This window comes from Phocaeicola massiliensis B84634 = Timone 84634 = DSM 17679 = JCM 13223 (genome assembly GCF_000382445.1).
GTDB classification, from domain to species: domain Bacteria; phylum Bacteroidota; class Bacteroidia; order Bacteroidales; family Bacteroidaceae; genus Phocaeicola; species Phocaeicola massiliensis.
The window spans coordinates 2,935,839-2,953,143 of record NZ_KB905472.1; the positions used below are offsets into that span (position 1 = coordinate 2,935,839).

Sequence of the window (17,305 nt, forward strand, 5' to 3'; positions counted from 1 at the left end):
GCCCATAAGTACTATAGTTTTTCACTATATTTGCACAAAACCTTTATAATTATTATAGCATGAAAAAACAACTTCTTACCGGACTGTTCACCGTATTTGCACTCGCAGCAAGCGCACAGTCCAATGAGTGGCGCAACCCGCAGGTAAATGCGGTAAACCGCGCCCCGATGCACACCAACTACTTTGCTTACGAAAATGCCGATGCAGCTAAAAAAGGACTGAAAGAATCATCAGCCAACTATATGACGCTAAACGGCGCCTGGAAGTTCAATTGGGTGAAAGATGCAGACGCACGCCCCATGGACTTTTGGAAAACAACATTCAATGACAAAGGTTGGGACGATATGCAGGTTCCCGGCGTTTGGGAATTAAACGGCTACGGCGACCCTATTTATGTCAATGTAGGCTATGCATGGCGCAACCAGTTTAAGAACAATCCTCCCGAAGTTCCGACCGAAAACAACCACGTCGGTTCTTATCGCCGCGAAATCATTGTTCCCGCTTCGTGGAAAGGGAAAGATATCATCGCTCATTTCGGCTCCGTCACTTCCAATATGTATATATGGGTAAACGGACGTTATGTGGGGTATAGCGAAGACAGCAAGCTGGAAGCCGAGTTCGACCTGACTCCTTACCTGAAACCGGGACAAAAGAACTTAATCGCCTTTCAGGTATTCCGCTGGTGCGACGGTACCTATCTGGAAGACCAGGACTTCTTCCGTTTCAGCGGTGTAGGACGTGACTGCTATCTGTATGCACGCAACAAGAAGCGCATTCAGGATATCCGCGTCACTCCCGACTTGGATACTGAATATAAAAACGGCTCATTGGCTGTGAAGCTCGACCTGAAGGGAAGCGGAACCGTCGATTTGGAACTGGTCGATGCCACCGGCAAGCAAGTAGCCACGGCTACCGCCAAAGGAAGCGGCACTGTGACCATGAACGTAGAAAATCCGAATAAATGGAGTGCCGAGACTCCTTATTTATATACTTTGCGTGCCAGCATGCAGGGAAGCAATGAAGTTATCCCCGTTAATGTCGGTTTCCGCAAAATTGAACTGAAAGGAGGTCAAATCCTGGTCAACGGAAAAGCTGTTCTTTTCAAGGGAGCCGACCGTCATGAGCTCGACCCGGACGGAGGATATGTAGTATCTCCCGAACGTATGCTTCAGGACATTCAAATCATGAAACAATACAATCTGAACGCTGTGCGTACCTGCCACTACCCGGACAACAACCTGTGGTACGACCTTTGTGACAAATACGGTATTTATGTAATAGCCGAAGCAAATGTGGAATCTCACGGAATGGGCTACGGTGAAGCTACTCTGGCAAAGAACCCGTCATTCAAGCAAGCACATCTGGAACGCAACCAGCGTAATGTTCAACGTGGTTTCAATCACCCCAGCATCATCTTCTGGTCATTGGGTAATGAAGCCGGAGACGGCCCCAACTTCGAAGCATGTTACAAATGGATAAAGGCAGAAGACCCCAGCCGTGCCTGCCAGTACGAACAAGCCGGCTTGAAAGAGCACACCGACATTTTCTGTCCGATGTATTACGGCTATGAAGGCATGGAAAAATACGGTCAGCGTACCGATGCCACCAAACCGCTCATCCAGTGTGAATATGCTCACGCCATGGGTAACTCTCAAGGCGGATTCAAAGAATACTGGGACATCATCCGCAAATATCCGAACCTGCAAGGCGGTTTCATTTGGGACTTCGTCGACCAGTCCGTTCGCTGGAAAGGCAAGAACGGAGTTGAAATCTATGCTTACGGCGGCGACTTCAACCGCTTCGATGCATCCGACAACAACTTCTGCGACAACGGTCTGATCAGCCCCGACCGTAACCCCAATCCCCACATGCACGAGGTAAGTTATTTCTATCAGAACATCTGGACTACTCCTGCCGACCTGAGCAAGGGAGAAGTAAACGTTTACAATGAGAACTTCTTCCGCGACCTTTCTGCCTACTATATGGAATGGGAAGTGCTGAAAGGCGGAAAAGCAATCCGTTCGGGACGTGTGGATAATCTCAATGTCGCTCCGCAGCAGACCGCCAAGATTAAACTTGACTTAGGCAAGACTTGCCAGTGCACAGAATGGCTGTTGAACGTATCCTACAAACTGAAGAACCGCGAAGGTTTATTGGCTGCCGGTCATACAGTTGCCAAAGACCAGCTCACTCTGAATCCCTACAAGGCTCCGGCCATGGAGTTGAAGAATGTAGAGACCACCAATGTGGCTATCGTTGCTCCCCAAATCATCGACAACCAGCGAAACTACCTGATTGTGAAAGGTGAGAACTTCACTGTTGAGTTCAACAAAGCCAACGGTTACCTGAGCAAATACGATGTCAATGGGCTGGAAATGATTAAAGAAGGCGCTGCACTGACCCCCAACTTCTGGCGTGCTCCGACCGATAATGATATGGGTGCCGGCCTGCAACACCGCTTTGCAGTATGGAAAAACCCGGGATTGAAACTTGTCCGCCTGGCTTCCACTACCGTAGACAATCAAGTACAGGTGACAGCCGAATACGACATGAAAGCCGTTTCTGCCAAACTTTATCTGGAGTATGTCATCAACAACCAAGGTGCCGTTAAAATCACCCAAAAGATGACAGCCGATAAGAATGCCAAGGTATCTCCGATGTTCCGTTTCGGTATGCAGATGCAAATGCCGAAGAACTTCAATACCATTGAGTTCTACGGACGCGGCCCGGTTGAAAACTACAGTGACCGTAACCATAGCACCGATTTGGGCATCTATCGCCAGAGTGTAGACGAACAATTCTACTCCTACATCCGTCCGCAGGAAACCGGAAACAAGACCGACATCCGTTGGTGGAAACAGTTGAATGCCGGCGGCAATGGCGTGAAGATTGTAGCCGAAGCTCCTTTCTCTGCCTCTGCATTGCATTACACCATCGAATCATTGGATGACGGCGCACAGAAAGACCAGCGTCACTCACCCGAAGTGAAGAAGGCCAACCTCACCAACTTGTGCATCGACAAGGCACAAATGGGATTGGGTTGCGTCAACAGTTGGGGAACCATAGCATTGCCTAAATATCAATTGCCTTACGGTGACTATGAATTTACATTCATCCTCTCTCCCGTAAAGCATAGTGTAGATATGGAATAAAAAGAGAACTCAAAGCATTGAATAAGGACAGCCGGATTTACCTTTCGGCTGTTCTTATTTATTTTATAAGGAAGTGCTGACTGAATACATACTTATAAAGTAAATACATATCTTGGTGTAAAGCATATCGTGATTGCTTAGCCACGACCGTGGTTAAGCCTAATCACCCGGGTGGTTAGAGTTAGTCACGTAGGTGGTTAGAGTTAACCACAGCCGTGGTTAATAGAAATATAACTTTCATTCACCGGGACGTTATTGGCATTAAAGCATATAACTAACCATAATTATCATATCATGAACAAGCAATCCGCTATCTTCTACTCCTTTCCATTCCTCATTATGTTGCTCCTTCACCAAGCAACATAATGAGGAATGGAAAGAGATTAGCAATAAGTTCTACTCCATCACCTTGCCTTGCCATTGGAGCACAAAGAATGAAAAAGGCAATGGCATTATACCGGAAGAGCGAGACGCCCGGTCCATCGGTTGTCATCTCTATTATCTGATATGGGAAACTCCATTGATTAATTTCCGGGAAGACTTACCGAATCATGTATTGTGTTTTATTGAAAGCTATCAGAAAATAGATAAGGCATCCCCTATTACTTTAAAAGAAGTAGAAGAATTGGAAATGAAAAAGATTTCCGGTCCTATCCGGCTCTGCAGCAAAACGAGAATCAAATCCAATAAGAATCAAGAAAGGTTTGTCATTGTGCAAAAGAGTCAAGAATATGATAAGACATGGAATATATATCGCGTTTACTATTTATTACAGCAAGATGATGACATGGTACATTGTGTAACCATAAGGATGAGAGAAAATTATGCCAAAAAGAATCCGGGGAAAATCGAAGAGATAAAACGGATTCTTGACTCTTTTACCATAAAAGGCGAAAGGTAAGGAGAAAGGAGAACGCTCCCTCTGTCAAGAACATCACTTGTCTCCTTCCCAATTCCCCCGTGTAAAATCCGGTATCTCCACCGGAATGCTTCCTTGCCGCACCGAAAGTTCGCTCAGCTCCGTGATACACGACCATTCGGCTGCATCATATACATCCTGATCTAAAGGCAGACCATTGCGCAAGCAATGCACCAGACGATAATCCATGATATAATTCATCTCGTTCGGCATCTCTTTCCGCTTTGCCTCCTCACCGATGGTAGCAGTGAACGGATGCTTATAACGTTCCATTACTTTCTCAAAATCCTCTCCTGCCAAGGGTTCTTTACCATACTCGTCCAGCAGGATGCAAGGCACGGGATATTTCTGCATGAAGCCTTTTGTGCCGCACACAGTCTGATGCCGGCTGTATGGGCGCGGAGTCGTCACATCATATTGCAATACGATAGTACGCCCTTTGACCGTCCGAATCAATGTCGTATTCACATCTCCCATCAGATAAGGTTGTGCAGCCTCGGCGGAATGCTTGCCAAACTGCCCGCGGGCATAAGCCGACAGCCCCGCTTCACGCGACGACATGGATACAAGATACTCCATGCGGTCTCCACGATGAATATCCATCCATTGACAGATAGGACCCAGCCCGTGAGTGGGATACGGATTTCCGGTATGCTGCTGGCTATACAGCTTTATCCAGTTATTATGATAGCCGCCTTCCGTTTCGTCGGCAAAGTAATGACGGCGGAGGTCATGGATATACGCTCCTTCGGCATGGGTTATCTCTCCCAATGCCCCTTGCCGCACCATGTTCAGGGTCGTCAAGGCAAAAGCATCATAACAACAGTTCTCCAACATCATGCAGTGCCGGCGTGTCTGCTCGGCGGTATCCACCAAACGCCAGCAGTCCGCCACGCTCATGGCGGCAGGCACCTCAAGAGCGGCATGGCGTCCCTGCTGCATGGCATATACCGCAATATCGGTATGTGTCAGCCAATCGGTACAAATATAAACCAAGTCAATATCCGCACGTCCGCACAATTGCCTCCATCCGCCGTCTTCGCCATAGGCAACAGCCGCAGGGCGGTTGAAACGGTGGAGCAATGCAGTGGCACGCTCTATATTCCGGGGGCGCAAATCACATAAGGCTTTTACCTCCACACCCTCCAGATGCATATATCGTTCAAGAGCCAAAATCCCCCTATTACCCAGCCCCACAAAGCCAATGCGGAGGACAGGTATAGGAGGACATGTCAAATGAAGTACGTTCCGGTTCATCATGATGAAATCTTTGCTTGTTTCTTTATGCCGCAAAGATAATCATTTGAGTTAAATGATGGAAGTACGTTTAGTAAATTCTATGATTTCAGGCACATAACCGAAGGCAAGCCCCGTCACGGTATCGGCACAGCCATAATAAATGGCGATGCGTCCTGTCTCTTCATCATGCAGCGCGGCGCAGGGGAAGCACACATTGGGCACGTCGCCCATGCATTCGTAAGGAGTGCGCGGTGAAAGCAGGTAGGCTCCCGAACGGTATTTCACTTTCCACGGCTCGTCCAAATCGAGCAATGCCGAACCGAAAGCATATACATAACCGTTGCACGAGCGGAGCACGCCGTGATAGATGAGCAGCCAGCCTTCCGGTGTTTCGATAGGGATAGGCCCTGCACCGATTTTCAGGCACTGCCATGCACTCACTTCAAAGGGTGCCGGACTCATCACCAGCCGATGCCGTCCCCAGAACTCCATGTCGGGTGATTCGCTGTAATAGATATCTCCAAACGGAGTATGCCCGTTGTCGCTCGGACGGCTCAGCATGGCATAACGTCCGTTTATCTTGCGCGGAAACATCACCCCGTTGCGATTGAACGGAAGGAAAGCATTCTCCAACTGATGGAAAGTCTTGAAGTCCTTGGTCCATGCCACACCGATGGTAGGCTGGCCTTTGTAACCATTACACCAGGTAACATAATAACGGTCTTCTATGAAGCAAACACGCGGGTCGTAGCCATACACCCATTCGCCCACTTCGGCATTGTCACACTCAAACGTCAAAGGTTCGGGATGGATATCCCAATGAACGGCATCTTTACTGAAGCCCACGTGCAGGCGCATACGGCGATTCGTGTCATCGCAACGGAACACTCCGGCATAGCCGTCACCGAAAGGCACCACGGCACTGTTGAAAATACTATTGGAAGTAGGAAGCAAATCGCGCGGAATGATGGGATTGGCAGAGTAGCGCCACACCACTTCTTTCGAACCGGCCGGGCGGTCTTCCCAAGGCATGTTAGATAAGTTGCTCATAAACGTATTTTTTTGATTTGGTTTTAATGAGTACAAAAATACACATTATAACAACAGGAACAACGTTTTGAGGGAAAACACTTCACCCTCCTACTTTACTTTTCTCGCATTCAGATAATAAAGGAGGGATTCTTTCACTCTCTCGTCCGAAGTCACAACCAGGAACTCTCCTCCTCCTTTACCATATAAGAAACAATAATCCTTATAAAGGGCTACGCCTGCCACCTCCTCCCAGGCAATCTCTTTCTTCTGCTCCGCCCTGTCGTATACCAGTCCTTCAAGAGTCATTTCAACCCAAGTATGCCCGGCGACGGATTTCCTGTAAATCTTGTTCAGCCGTATGGGAAGCATAATCAATATATAGAAAAGACACAGGAACAATATCAGCAGGGGGCTGAACAGACAGTGTTCTTCGGGAGTGACATGAGTCATGGAGTCTCCGGGGAATCCGGCTAGAATTCCAAATCAGCCAACTGGGGATTATGGTCGGACAACAGAGCGCCCGGTATTTCTGCCGGAATATCGCATCCTGTTACCTTTATCTGTGGAGTGACAAAGATGAAATCAATCTTCTCGCAGTTCTGTGGCGGAATGCGGGCAAAATCATGGAAAGTATAATCCACACCGGTCACATGACCGGCTATCTTATAAGCATCCTTCATGACAAACTCATTCGTGGTAATGGTTTCATAAGCACTGCTTGCATCCGTCACATTGAAATCGCCCGTCACAATGGCAGGGCGCTCACCCACTATTTCCTTTATCTTTTTGATAATAAGTAACGCACTTTGGCGGCGCGCCTCTTCACCGATGTGGTCAAAATGCGTATTTACTGCCATAAATATCTTTCCGGTAGACTTTTCTCTGAACTTGGCCCATGTAGCAATGCGCACACAAACAGCATCCCAGCCCATCATGCCCACACTGTCGGGATTCTCTGCCAACCAGAAAGTGTTTGAGTCCAATACTTCATATTTATCTTTCCGGTAGAATAAAGGAGCATACTCTCCTGCTGTCTTGCCATCGTCACGACCGACACCGATACCGTCATACTCCGGCAGACCGGAACGCAAATCGAGAAACTGATTGTGCAACACTTCCTGCATTCCGAGGATATCTATTTTCTGTTCTTGAATAAACTTGCATACGCGTGCTTTACGATACTGCCAGTTGTTCAAACTATCTTGTGGGTTATCATAGCGAACGTTGAATGTAGCCCAACGAAGGGCTGTCGGTTTTTCTTTCATACAGCCTGTCAACGACAAAAGAGCTATTGCGAGGAATAAAATGTGTTTCATACTGCTTCTATCTAAAGTTTCACTTAAAGGGTTTGCAAAAGTAGTAATAGTTTTGATAATATGTTTGTTTTTGAAAAGGTTATTTAAATACCTGCCTGTTTTATAGTAAAAGAGTGTGTCTGCACGAGGCGGACACACTCTTCAATGATTCATCTATCTTAAGTAAACAGTATACTTAGGATAATGATTAGGGCTTATTGATAGTCATAGGCAATGTAATGGTAGTCTTGATACCATTCAATGCTGTAACTGTCATTTCAAGAGTTGCTGAATAGTTAGGAGCATAAGTCATACCTTCCAAAGCAATACCGGCATCAGACAATTTAGCTGTTGCACCGGCAGGAACACCTTCACCCTTAACTACGAATGTGAACTTATCATCTGTATTTATATTTGTATTTTTTACACCAAACAATTCCATTGCATTGCTAACTGCCACCTTTTCACTGCTGGCAACTAATTGCAAACCTACTTCTTTTCCGGCAGCACCTTCAACTTTAGCGATAGTACCTTTACCATCTGATGCAATTGCAACATTCAAATCTGCCACTTTACCGCCTTTGTAGAAGTTAAGCACCGCATCATTGAACGGAGACATAAAGTTTACTGCAAATGCAGGAACTTCAACTTTCAAGCCTGCTTTACCTTTAACCAGATATGTACCATCAACTGTTACATTGCCTCTTACTGCACCATTGTCATCAAGCAAAGCATCAGCCATTGCCAAGATTGAGCCGACTTTAGCATATGTAGCAACCTCAGTCGGAGTTCCGCTAATACTCATTTTTTTCGGAGTAAGAGTCAAGTTATTCCAGTTCGCACCTGAGTTTTCTACACTCTTGAATGCGTTAGTCATTACATATTGTTTAGCAACATCTGCACTAGTAGAGCCAACCAACAAAGCATTCAAGACAGTCTTATCTGCATTCCATACAGAAGTAACCTTAGTGAACAAGTCAGTGAATGTAGGAACAGAGATTGTTACAGGAGCAACCACTTTCTTCAATTCATTACCACTAGCATCAGCAAATTTCATGTTCAATACATAAGCACCCAGAGCTGCAGTTGCTTGATAATCAGAATGTGCAAATACAGCATACTTAACCTTCTTAAGATTATCAGCATTATCTATAGCAGTAACTTCTGTTTTCGGTGTACCATCAGCTTTCAAGTCTGAGTAGTATTTTACCTGAGTCATTGCAAATGCAAACTTACCGTTAGCAGTAGATTGGTCTGCTGTAGCTACCGCTTTACCGTCAATAGAAATCACATTCCAAGTCGGAGTAACAGCAGCCAACGCTGTAGCAGTCTGAGCACTCAAGCTTGTAAATGTAGTACCTAAATCAATAATGATAGGTTTAACACCATCAGTTGCTGTATATTTCACTGCTGCTACAGGAGCTTCAGGATCAACAGTTGCACCTTCGAAGTTAACTGTTATATCAAAAGCAGTACCGGTTTCTCCCTTAAAGTTTACGAAATTCACAGTAAACTTAACCGTCTTACCGGCAGCCTTTTCAGTAGAAGTGAATGACATAGTCTTACCATCGATAGTAACACCTGCCAATTCTAATTCACTGGCCGATTTCGGAGTCAAATAAGCATCGTATGCTTTAGTTCCATCAAATTCAAGAGTAACTGTTTCACCGAAAGGTACTTTAGCTGAGCTAAGTTTTTCAGCATTGTATTTAACATCAGCAGCTGCAAGAGCTCCAGCAGTAGACTTATCAGTAGGAGTAACTTTAGAAGCATATCCGGTCAGGATATTGCCATTGATTTGCAATGCATAAGCATAGTTGCCAGTTTCAGCCTTAAATGCATCTGCAATAGTCTTGTCTGTTACCGTTTCATCCGGCCGGATATTCAGATTCCACAGACCATTGGCAGAAGCAGCCTTGGTGATAACACCTTCAAACGGAGTAGCTGTTACCTTAACCGGAGCAACTGTGCCATCGCTACCCACCAACTTAATATCTGCGTTAGACAAGTCTGCAGAAGAAGGATATACCTGCAAAGTAAGAGGTTCGATAGTACCTACCAACAATTGGTCTTTAGTAATCGCACCCTTAGGACCATCCCATTTAGCATTGTCCTTTGTTGCCACACCATAGTTCAAAGCGTATGCAGGAGTAGGTTCAACAGCTCCGTTACCTACATTAATAAATTGCACACCAGTGATAGCAGCCGAAGTGGTAGGCAACTGGATAGTCTGCATCTTACCATCAGCATCAGGAATGTTCAATGTACAGATACCGTTAGCTACTACAGCATAAGCGTTACCGGCAGCTTTGTATTCAGACTTCACAAACTCTTTTGCTGTTTTGTCATAGAGATACCAGTATCCGTCTTTTACATACGGAGTCATATCTACTGCTTCTTCACCTTCACCGGTAGTGGCAAACCAGCCTGTAGCCTTGTCATCAATGCTGATTTCACCGGTCTTGTCATCAATCACAACCTTGCTACCGGCAGCAGCGCTGGCAACAGTCAGGTTGTAAGAAGTACCGTCGCTTACCGATACTTTGAAACCACCGTCTACCGATTCAATCTTGGTAACGTAAGCGCCACCGGCATTTACTTTACTTTCAAGATCTGAAAGTTTTGATTTCAGGTCAGTCAATTCCTTGTTGATTTCGTCGATATCATCGTCGTAATCTTTACAAGACACAAATGTTCCTGTCGACGAAACCATTAAGGCTCCGAACAGGATTGCACTTAAAAACTTTTTGTTCATAATAGAAAAACTTTAAATTTATAAATTTAAAAAACTAAAATTGGTTATACATATTCTGTTGATTCCGAGAGCTTTTCCCTCTGTCCATATTTCATATAACGTTGGGGAGAAACGCCCGTCACCTTTTTAAAAGCAGCATAAAACGCACTTCGCGACAGAAACCCGCAGCGTTGAGGCAGCTCCTCCGGCGGACACTTGCCCGAACGGAGCAGTTCCTTGGCATATTCCACCCGATACGTGTTCACCAACTCTTTCAGATGACAACCGAAGTAGCGGTTCACGACGTTCGACAGATAAGTCTGGTTCGTTTCAATCATCTCACTCAGCTTCTTCAGTGAGAGCTTCGGGTCAAGAAACACTTGGCGCACTTCCAAATAATACAATACATATTTATATAGCTCACAATCGACTTTTCTTGCTTTCTCCGGCTCACAGTTTGCGAACTTCTGCTCCCAATAAATCCGGGCAGCCCGGAAAAGCAGATTCTTCTGCCTTTCGGAAGTAAAGGTACGCTTATCGCGGTGTAGGAATAGATAGTCCATTGTACTCTCTTTTTATCGTCTCTATTTCAAATAAATACACATCTTTCAAACCCTTAAAAAAGAGTTGCGTCCGATGCATCTCTTAGTAAGAGATACACCGGACGCACATAATTACTTTATTATGAGTTGTTTAAACCTATAAAAAAGTGTCCTAAAACTTAAGACTAAAGATATTTTTGCACTTGCCTTGTGATTTTTCTTCTCAAAAAGTTTTAATTATCAAAACTTTGTGTAAATTTGCAGCGAAAAGTGTATCTCTTACTAAGAGATACACTTTTTTTCTTCTTATTCTTCCAAATATACTTTCCACATTATGAAGCAATTAAGCATTAAATGGGATTTCTTTTTATTCTGACTGTCAATTACTAACAAACATAAAATAGTCTTAATGCGAAATACCCAATGCTTGCCGGAAAGTTCCAATTAGTTCAACGATGAACTTAAAATTTTCTCAAAAAAGCCATGACCTTTTCTCGAAGTGTACTGCCTTCTTCTATTCTGCCAAAAACAAGAAATAAGTTCGTTGTCGCCACAAACAAACTTTAACCACGCACACCACTGTATCACAACAATTTACTGCTTATCACTTTCGTTATTGCAGTCCTCTCCTTGTTTCTTCTCTTTTTTTTGTACGATATTGATAAAAGAAGAACTGATGATACCGGTCGGAATAGCCACCATTGCTACTCCCACCAAACAAATGATGCACCCCAATAATTTTCCCAAAGGCGTAATTGGATAAATATCGCCATACCCTACCGTTGCAAATGTAATGATAGCCCACCAAATCCCGTCGCCAATGTTTTCAAAAACCTCGGGTTGAGCACTCCTTTCAATATAATACATAAGAATGGCAGAAAAACAAATCGTAATAAAGCTGGCAGTGTAGGCTGTCTCAAGCTCCTCCTTAACGGAAGCAAGAGCTTTGCCGATAACCCAGAAAGAGCGCGAATGCCGTATCAATTTAAAAATAATAAAAATATAGGGCAAAATAATAATATGCACCACTTCTGTATTCCAATATACATAAGTAAGAATACAAGGAATCACTGCTATAAAATCAACAAAACCATAGAAGGAAAATGTATATTTCAGACGTGCTTTTGCTGCTTTCATATCAGGATAGAGCGCGGGGGCAGATAAAATGCGGGCTGTATATTCAACCAGAAAAACAAAAGAAGATATATAGGTTATTCCGAATAATGGTACTTTGTATTCAGACATTTCCTCAAATGAACTTGCAATAACCGCTATAATTGAAATCAAAATAAAGAAAAGAACAAAACATCGAACCCATTGCCTTTTCAACAAACGTTGTATCAGAATATATAGTTTCATTTTTTATCATACTTGTTGATTAAATATCTTCCCATAAACAAAATTGGGGTTGTCAAAACGTGGATAATACTGTCGTTTAGTTCGTAGGGGCGAGGTTTGCTCGCCCGAAAACAGTTTGCTTCGTGTATTCGGGCAGGCAAGCCCTACCCCTACCGCCGACGATGGGATAGACCGGTTGAGTTTTTGATACACTCCCATAAAAAACATACCAAACCGCTATCGTTTATACCTGCCTAAATTAAAATACATAAGCAAGTGATAACTGCCAGTACCTATTTTTACTTTCAAATACATCACCATCAAATATCTGATCTATGACGTCATGCTTATTACCTCCTATATTATGTTTGGCAGACTGAGTCAATCCTATATTATAGTAACAGCTTACCATCAGATGCTTCACAATCTTCACACCGCCTCCCAAGTTCAATCCAACTTCAGTAGAGCGCCACCCCATAGATGAAAGATCCTTATCTATCGCATCTACAGCAATATGAGCCAGTTTACGTCCCCAATTATCCTCATCCACCAAAAAAGAGAAAGAAGGACCTGCTCCCAAAAATAAATCAAAATCATCTGATATCCCCATTTCCCATTTCAGCTCTATAGGAATATCAATACTTTGTGTTCTGATATCAGTGCTACGCCCATTAGAAGTATTGGTAAGCTTCACTCCGCGTTGTACATACAACAAAGAAAAATCCAAAGCAATGCCATGAAGCCCTGTTTGATATTGCAACATAGGTCCTACTTGGAATCCGGTCAAACTCTCTTCCTTAAACTGATTACGCATACCGCTGACATTTGCTTTATTACCAAGCACACCGGCTTTTAAACCAAAATGCAATCCTTGAGCCATACTGTTGGCTACTCCAAGAAATGCCAAAATAGTAAATAAACAAATTAGTTTTTTCATTATCACTTATTTAAGAAGTTAAATTTATACCTTATTAATCTTTTGCCTGATGTACAGTGAGTTGTGGGAAAGGGAACCCGATGCCTTCTTCATTAAATGTCGTATAAACAATTTCATTGATATCATACAAAACACTCCAATAATCAGCACTTTTTACCCAGACACGAACGGTAATATCCACACTGCTTGCACTTAACGACCCCAAAACGATTATGGGAGCGGGAGTATCCAAAATACGGCTATCCGCATTGATAATACGTTGCAATACAGCTCTGACCCTTTTCACATCTTCTCCATATTCTACCCCAAATACCCATTCAACACGACGCATTTCCTGTTTACTATAATTAGTCACAGCGTTTCCGCTAAGCATTCCATTGGGAACATATATCATTCGATTGTCAAGAGTAGAAAGTATGGTGTGAAAAATCTGTATTTCCTTTATGGTACCGCTCACTCCGGGACCATCTATATAATCGCCCACTTTGAACGGTTTAAAAACAAGTATAATCAAACCACCTGCAAAATTAGAAAGATTGCCGGAAAGCGCCATACCTACAGCTACACCGGCTGATGCCAAAAGTGCAGCAAAGCTGGTAGTTTCAACTCCCAACTTGCTAATTATGGCAAAAGCAAGTACCATATTCAGTAAAATTTTCACCAGACTCTTCAAAAAAGTCTGCACACTAACCTCTATCTTCCTTTTTTCAAGAACTTTGGCAATTAATATACTTATCTGCCTGATGATAAAACGACCAATGGAATATATCAGGATGGCAACAAATATATCCTTACCTGCATCCATTCCAAAATCTACCAACTTTTCCAACGCTTGCTCAATCTTACTGCCCGGAGCTGCATTCAATAACAACCAATTCATATTTTTCTTCGTTTTACAAATAAAAATCAATCAACTTATCTCTGTCGAATTATAAATGTGTAAACACATTCCAACTGCGCATATTGTCTTGTCTCAATAATTTGTCTGATATATTCTTTTATATCCTTAAATAACCGAACATTTTGAAATTGCAAAGATACCATATATAATCAATAAAAACCATACCCATTATTCAAAACGCCATACCTCAAGACACAAAATATTTCGTATCCTACTGATAATTAAAAACTTCTATCAAGCAATAATTAAATCTTACGCTGAAGTTCCAAGAAAAGATTGCTTGTTGTATATTTAATATCTATATTTGTGGCTCTAATGATTTTACTCAACGAATAATTTTATAACATTATGAGACGATTTCAAATTCTGTTATTATTCATTGCCATATCTTGTTCCATGTTCGCACAGGATAGGTTGTCGCTGTTTATAGGCAGAGCAAATAAATACGCTTCTGTAGAGTTATCTGATTACCGGAAGCGTTTATGTGTAGAATATAATGTGTCCAACCGTTCATTGGATGACTATTATAGGCGATGTGGAAGCGATTGGGGAAATGTTGGCTTGGCTCTTGAAATAGCCAGAACTTCCGGCAAACACATGCGGGATGTATGTGATTACTATAAACGTTATCACCGATATGGCTGGAATCGTATTCTGGTAGAAATAGGTATCAAACCCGGTTCAACATATTATAACCCGTTCTATGACAGGATTCATTATCATAGCAACTGTTGGCATGAACATTATTGTTCCTATTGCGATCATCACAATAAACATCATCACAAACACTATAAAAAGCATAAACGCCATAAACACCCCAAATGGCATGATCGTGACGATGACGATTGGGATGATGACGATGATGACGACTAACACTTTCCATCATATATCTGTCACACTCCATCTACTGAAAAAGAATAAGGCAAATCCGCCTCCTGTATTCCGCGCTGCAAGTTGGGGTGGGCAGACATACGAAACTCTGCCTTACCGCCCTTCAACATCTCACCATGCTTGAGAAAGTTTGCCGTATAGACCCGGCCGTTGACCAGCATTTGGTCGATATAACGGTTTGCTTCACTATTTTCGGGAGCAGAGAGCACCCAGTCGTTGCCGTTTTCAAAGTGAAGGGTTGCCTTGCGGAAAAGCGGTGCACCGAGAACATATTCATCCGTTCCGGGACATACCGGATAAAAGCCCAATGCCGAGAACACATACCAAGCCGAAGTCTGGCCATTGTCCTCGTCTCCGCAATATCCGTCGGGAGCCGAAGTATACATACGATTCATCACTTCACGCAACCAATATTGCGCTTTCCAGGGTTGTCCGGCATAGTCGTAAAGGTAAATCATGTGTTGAATGGGTTGGTTGCCGTGTGCATAGTTCCCCATGTTCATTACCGTCATCTCACGTATTTCGTGAATCACCTGCCCGTAATAACTGTCATCGAAAACAGGAGGAACGGCAAACACCGAGTCAAGCATCGTGACAAACATTTCTTTACCTCCCATCAGGTTTATCAGCCCCTGCGGATCATGAAAAACCGACCAGGAATAATGCCAACTGTTTCCCTCGGTAAATGCATCTCCCCACTTCAACGGAGAGAACGGTTTTTGGAATTCTCCGTTCCGGTTCTTGCCGCGCATCAGCTTACTTTCGGTGTCGAAAAGATTCTTATAGTTCAAGGCACGTTTGGCAAAGAGGGTAATTTCTTCCTGCGGCCGTTTCAATTCCTTTGCCAGACGGTAAATGCACCAGTCATCGTATGCATACTCCAGTGTGCGGGCAGCATTCTCGTTGATGTTCACATCGTATGGGATATAACCCAAACGATTATAGTATTTATAGCCCAGTCGCCCGGTGGAGGATACTTCGGGATGCACATTTTCGGTTCCGTGCAGCAACCCTTTATACAAACTTTCCACCTCTTCCACACGCACACCTTTCATATAAGCATCCACTAAAACGGAGGCCGAGTTATTACCCACCATACAACCGCGATGCCCCGGACTCGCCCATTCGGGAAAGAAACCGCTTTCTTTATAAGTATTTATCAGACCTTCCTGAATTTCCTTGTTGACGGATGGATACATCAGGTTGAGCAATGGAAACAGGCAGCGGAATGTATCCCAAAAGCCGGTATCGGTATATAGATAACCGGACAGCACCTTGCCATTATAAGGACTGTAATGTATCGGCTGTCCTTTCGCATCCATTTCATAAAACTTACGCGGAAAAAGCAACGAACGGTAGAGACAGGAATAGAAGGTGCGATATTGTTCGTCTGTTCCGCCTTCCACCTCTATCTTGCCCAACACCCGGTTCCAGGCATCCTTGCCTTTTCGCACCAGCGTATCGAAATCATCGGCACCCAGTTCGCACAGATTCGCTTCCGCCTGTTCGGGACTGATAAACGAAGAGGCGACCCGTGCATGCACCACTTCCCCTTTACGGGTCTTGAAGCCGATAACGGCTCCTGTGTGAAAAGCATTCTGCTCCATGACGTCTCTCTTTAAAGAAAGGGAAACCTCATCCTTTTTCCTTTTAGGCTTCTCATCATTGGAGAAGGTGGCCCGATAAGTAAACGGCTTGTCGAACTCAACGACAAAATAGTTCTTGAAGTTATCGGGCACGCCGCCACTGTTGCGTGTGGTATAGCCTATAATCTTATTCTCTTCGGGAATAATCCTGATAGATGACCCACAGTCGAAAGCATCGACCACAATATATGAATCATTTTCAGGAAAAGTGAAGCGAAACATCACCGCACGTTCGGTCGGTGTAAGCTCGGTCACTACATCATGTTCCGCCAGATACACCTTATAATAATAAGGACGCGACAGTTCGGCCTTATGGGAAAACCAACTGGCACGCTTGTCTTCATCAAACTCCGGCTTCCCGGTAACGGGCATCAGAGAAAACTGACCGTAATCGTTAATCCACGGACTGGGCTGGTGAGTCTGCTTAAAACCGCGAATCTTGTTGGCCGTATAGACGTATTGCCATCCGTCACCCATCTTTCCGGTTTGTGGTGTCCAAAAATTCATTCCCCACGGACGGGCAGTCGCAGGATAAGTATTGCCGGTGGAAAGTTCGAAAGAGGACTGAGTTCCCACCAACGGACTCACATAATCGGCATAGTCCTTTGCCTGCACCCATAAAGTGAGGCAAAAGAATACAACTGACAGGAAAAGTTTCTTTATCATCGTGTTGCCTGGT

Annotated in this window: 14 protein-coding genes; 3 read left to right on the top strand and 11 right to left on the bottom strand. The window is 43.9% G+C overall.

What is annotated here, in order from left to right; all coding sequences use genetic code 11:
* The first annotated feature begins 59 nt into the window (after positions 1-59).
* On the top strand, positions 60-3,152 hold the full coding sequence (lacZ, locus tag HMPREF1534_RS06900; RefSeq protein ID WP_005941598.1) for a beta-galactosidase, LacZ type: 3,093 nt from the start codon (positions 60-62) through the stop codon (positions 3,150-3,152).
* 337 nt (positions 3,153-3,489) lie between these two features.
* Here the strand turns inward: lacZ and HMPREF1534_RS20385 are convergent, their stop codons facing one another.
* On the bottom strand, positions 3,490-3,645 hold the full coding sequence (locus tag HMPREF1534_RS20385) for a hypothetical protein (protein WP_154653383.1): 156 nt from the start codon (positions 3,643-3,645) through the stop codon (positions 3,490-3,492).
* A gap of 27 nt (positions 3,646-3,672) precedes the next feature.
* Between HMPREF1534_RS20385 and HMPREF1534_RS0119080 the strand changes: the two genes are divergently transcribed.
* Complete coding sequence (locus tag HMPREF1534_RS0119080; RefSeq protein ID WP_128081335.1) at positions 3,673-4,053, top strand: hypothetical protein; 381 nt, start codon at positions 3,673-3,675, stop codon at positions 4,051-4,053.
* A gap of 33 nt (positions 4,054-4,086) precedes the next feature.
* Here the strand turns inward: HMPREF1534_RS0119080 and HMPREF1534_RS06895 are convergent, their stop codons facing one another.
* From HMPREF1534_RS06895 to HMPREF1534_RS06855, 9 genes are all read right to left on the bottom strand, one after another.
* Positions 4,087-5,331 (bottom strand): Gfo/Idh/MocA family protein, encoded by a 1,245-nt coding sequence (locus HMPREF1534_RS06895; protein ID WP_018452067.1) that lies wholly within the window; start codon positions 5,329-5,331, stop codon positions 4,087-4,089.
* A gap of 48 nt (positions 5,332-5,379) precedes the next feature.
* Positions 5,380-6,360 carry a glycoside hydrolase family 130 protein gene (locus HMPREF1534_RS06890; RefSeq protein ID WP_005941607.1) on the bottom strand — a complete coding sequence of 327 codons (981 nt, stop codon included), beginning with the start codon at positions 6,358-6,360 and terminating at the stop codon, positions 5,380-5,382.
* Between the two features lie 90 nt (positions 6,361-6,450).
* Positions 6,451-6,792, bottom strand: a complete 342-nt coding sequence (locus tag HMPREF1534_RS06885; RefSeq protein ID WP_005941610.1) for a hypothetical protein — start codon at positions 6,790-6,792, stop codon at positions 6,451-6,453.
* 20 nt (positions 6,793-6,812) lie between these two features.
* Positions 6,813-7,658 carry an endonuclease/exonuclease/phosphatase family protein gene (locus HMPREF1534_RS06880; protein WP_005941613.1) on the bottom strand — a complete coding sequence of 282 codons (846 nt, stop codon included), beginning with the start codon at positions 7,656-7,658 and terminating at the stop codon, positions 6,813-6,815.
* A 187-nt stretch (positions 7,659-7,845) separates the two neighbouring features.
* On the bottom strand, positions 7,846-10,392 hold the full coding sequence (locus tag HMPREF1534_RS06875) for a hypothetical protein (protein ID WP_005941616.1): 2,547 nt from the start codon (positions 10,390-10,392) through the stop codon (positions 7,846-7,848).
* Between the two features lie 44 nt (positions 10,393-10,436).
* Positions 10,437-10,934: a helix-turn-helix domain-containing protein gene (locus HMPREF1534_RS06870; RefSeq protein WP_005941619.1), complete on the bottom strand. Its 498-nt coding sequence runs from the start codon at positions 10,932-10,934 to the stop codon at positions 10,437-10,439.
* 573 nt (positions 10,935-11,507) lie between these two features.
* Entirely contained in the window at positions 11,508-12,272 is a 765-nt protein-coding gene (locus tag HMPREF1534_RS06865; protein WP_005941621.1) for an ion transporter, read from the bottom strand.
* 238 nt (positions 12,273-12,510) lie between these two features.
* Complete coding sequence (locus tag HMPREF1534_RS06860; RefSeq protein ID WP_005941626.1) at positions 12,511-13,188, bottom strand: porin family protein; 678 nt, start codon at positions 13,186-13,188, stop codon at positions 12,511-12,513.
* Positions 13,189-13,222: 34 nt separating this feature from the next.
* Positions 13,223-14,068, bottom strand: coding sequence for a mechanosensitive ion channel family protein (locus HMPREF1534_RS06855; protein WP_005941629.1), 846 nt, complete (start codon positions 14,066-14,068; stop codon positions 13,223-13,225).
* 369 nt (positions 14,069-14,437) lie between these two features.
* Here HMPREF1534_RS06855 and HMPREF1534_RS06850 point away from each other — a divergent pair, with 369 nt between their 5' ends.
* Entirely contained in the window at positions 14,438-14,962 is a 525-nt protein-coding gene (locus tag HMPREF1534_RS06850) for a hypothetical protein (protein WP_005941631.1), read from the top strand.
* Between the two features lie 20 nt (positions 14,963-14,982).
* On the opposite strand, the gene HMPREF1534_RS06845 is transcribed toward HMPREF1534_RS06850, so the two are convergent.
* Complete coding sequence (locus HMPREF1534_RS06845) at positions 14,983-17,292, bottom strand: GH92 family glycosyl hydrolase (RefSeq protein ID WP_005941634.1); 2,310 nt, start codon at positions 17,290-17,292, stop codon at positions 14,983-14,985.
* Positions 17,293-17,305: the final 13 nt, after the last annotated feature.

Excerpts from the sequence above, each read along its gene's own strand:
- lacZ (WP_005941598.1), top strand. The coding sequence starts at position 60 with ATGAAAAAACAACTTCTTACCGGACTGTTCACCGTATTTGCACTCGCA.
- HMPREF1534_RS20385 (WP_154653383.1), bottom strand. The coding sequence starts at position 3,645 with ATGACAACCGATGGACCGGGCGTCTCGCTCTTCCGGTATAATGCCATT.
- HMPREF1534_RS06895 (WP_018452067.1), bottom strand. The coding sequence starts at position 5,331 with ATGATGAACCGGAACGTACTTCATTTGACATGTCCTCCTATACCTGTC.
- HMPREF1534_RS06890 (WP_005941607.1), bottom strand. The coding sequence starts at position 6,360 with ATGAGCAACTTATCTAACATGCCTTGGGAAGACCGCCCGGCCGGTTCG.
- HMPREF1534_RS06885 (WP_005941610.1), bottom strand. The coding sequence starts at position 6,792 with ATGACTCATGTCACTCCCGAAGAACACTGTCTGTTCAGCCCCCTGCTG.
- HMPREF1534_RS06880 (WP_005941613.1), bottom strand. The coding sequence starts at position 7,658 with ATGAAACACATTTTATTCCTCGCAATAGCTCTTTTGTCGTTGACAGGC.
- HMPREF1534_RS06875 (WP_005941616.1), bottom strand. The coding sequence starts at position 10,392 with ATGAACAAAAAGTTTTTAAGTGCAATCCTGTTCGGAGCCTTAATGGTT.
- HMPREF1534_RS06870 (WP_005941619.1), bottom strand. The coding sequence starts at position 10,934 with ATGGACTATCTATTCCTACACCGCGATAAGCGTACCTTTACTTCCGAA.
- HMPREF1534_RS06865 (WP_005941621.1), bottom strand. The coding sequence starts at position 12,272 with ATGAAACTATATATTCTGATACAACGTTTGTTGAAAAGGCAATGGGTT.
- HMPREF1534_RS06860 (WP_005941626.1), bottom strand. The coding sequence starts at position 13,188 with ATGAAAAAACTAATTTGTTTATTTACTATTTTGGCATTTCTTGGAGTA.
- HMPREF1534_RS06855 (WP_005941629.1), bottom strand. The coding sequence starts at position 14,068 with ATGAATTGGTTGTTATTGAATGCAGCTCCGGGCAGTAAGATTGAGCAA.
- HMPREF1534_RS06850 (WP_005941631.1), top strand. The coding sequence starts at position 14,438 with ATGAGACGATTTCAAATTCTGTTATTATTCATTGCCATATCTTGTTCC.
- HMPREF1534_RS06845 (WP_005941634.1), bottom strand. The coding sequence starts at position 17,292 with ATGATAAAGAAACTTTTCCTGTCAGTTGTATTCTTTTGCCTCACTTTA.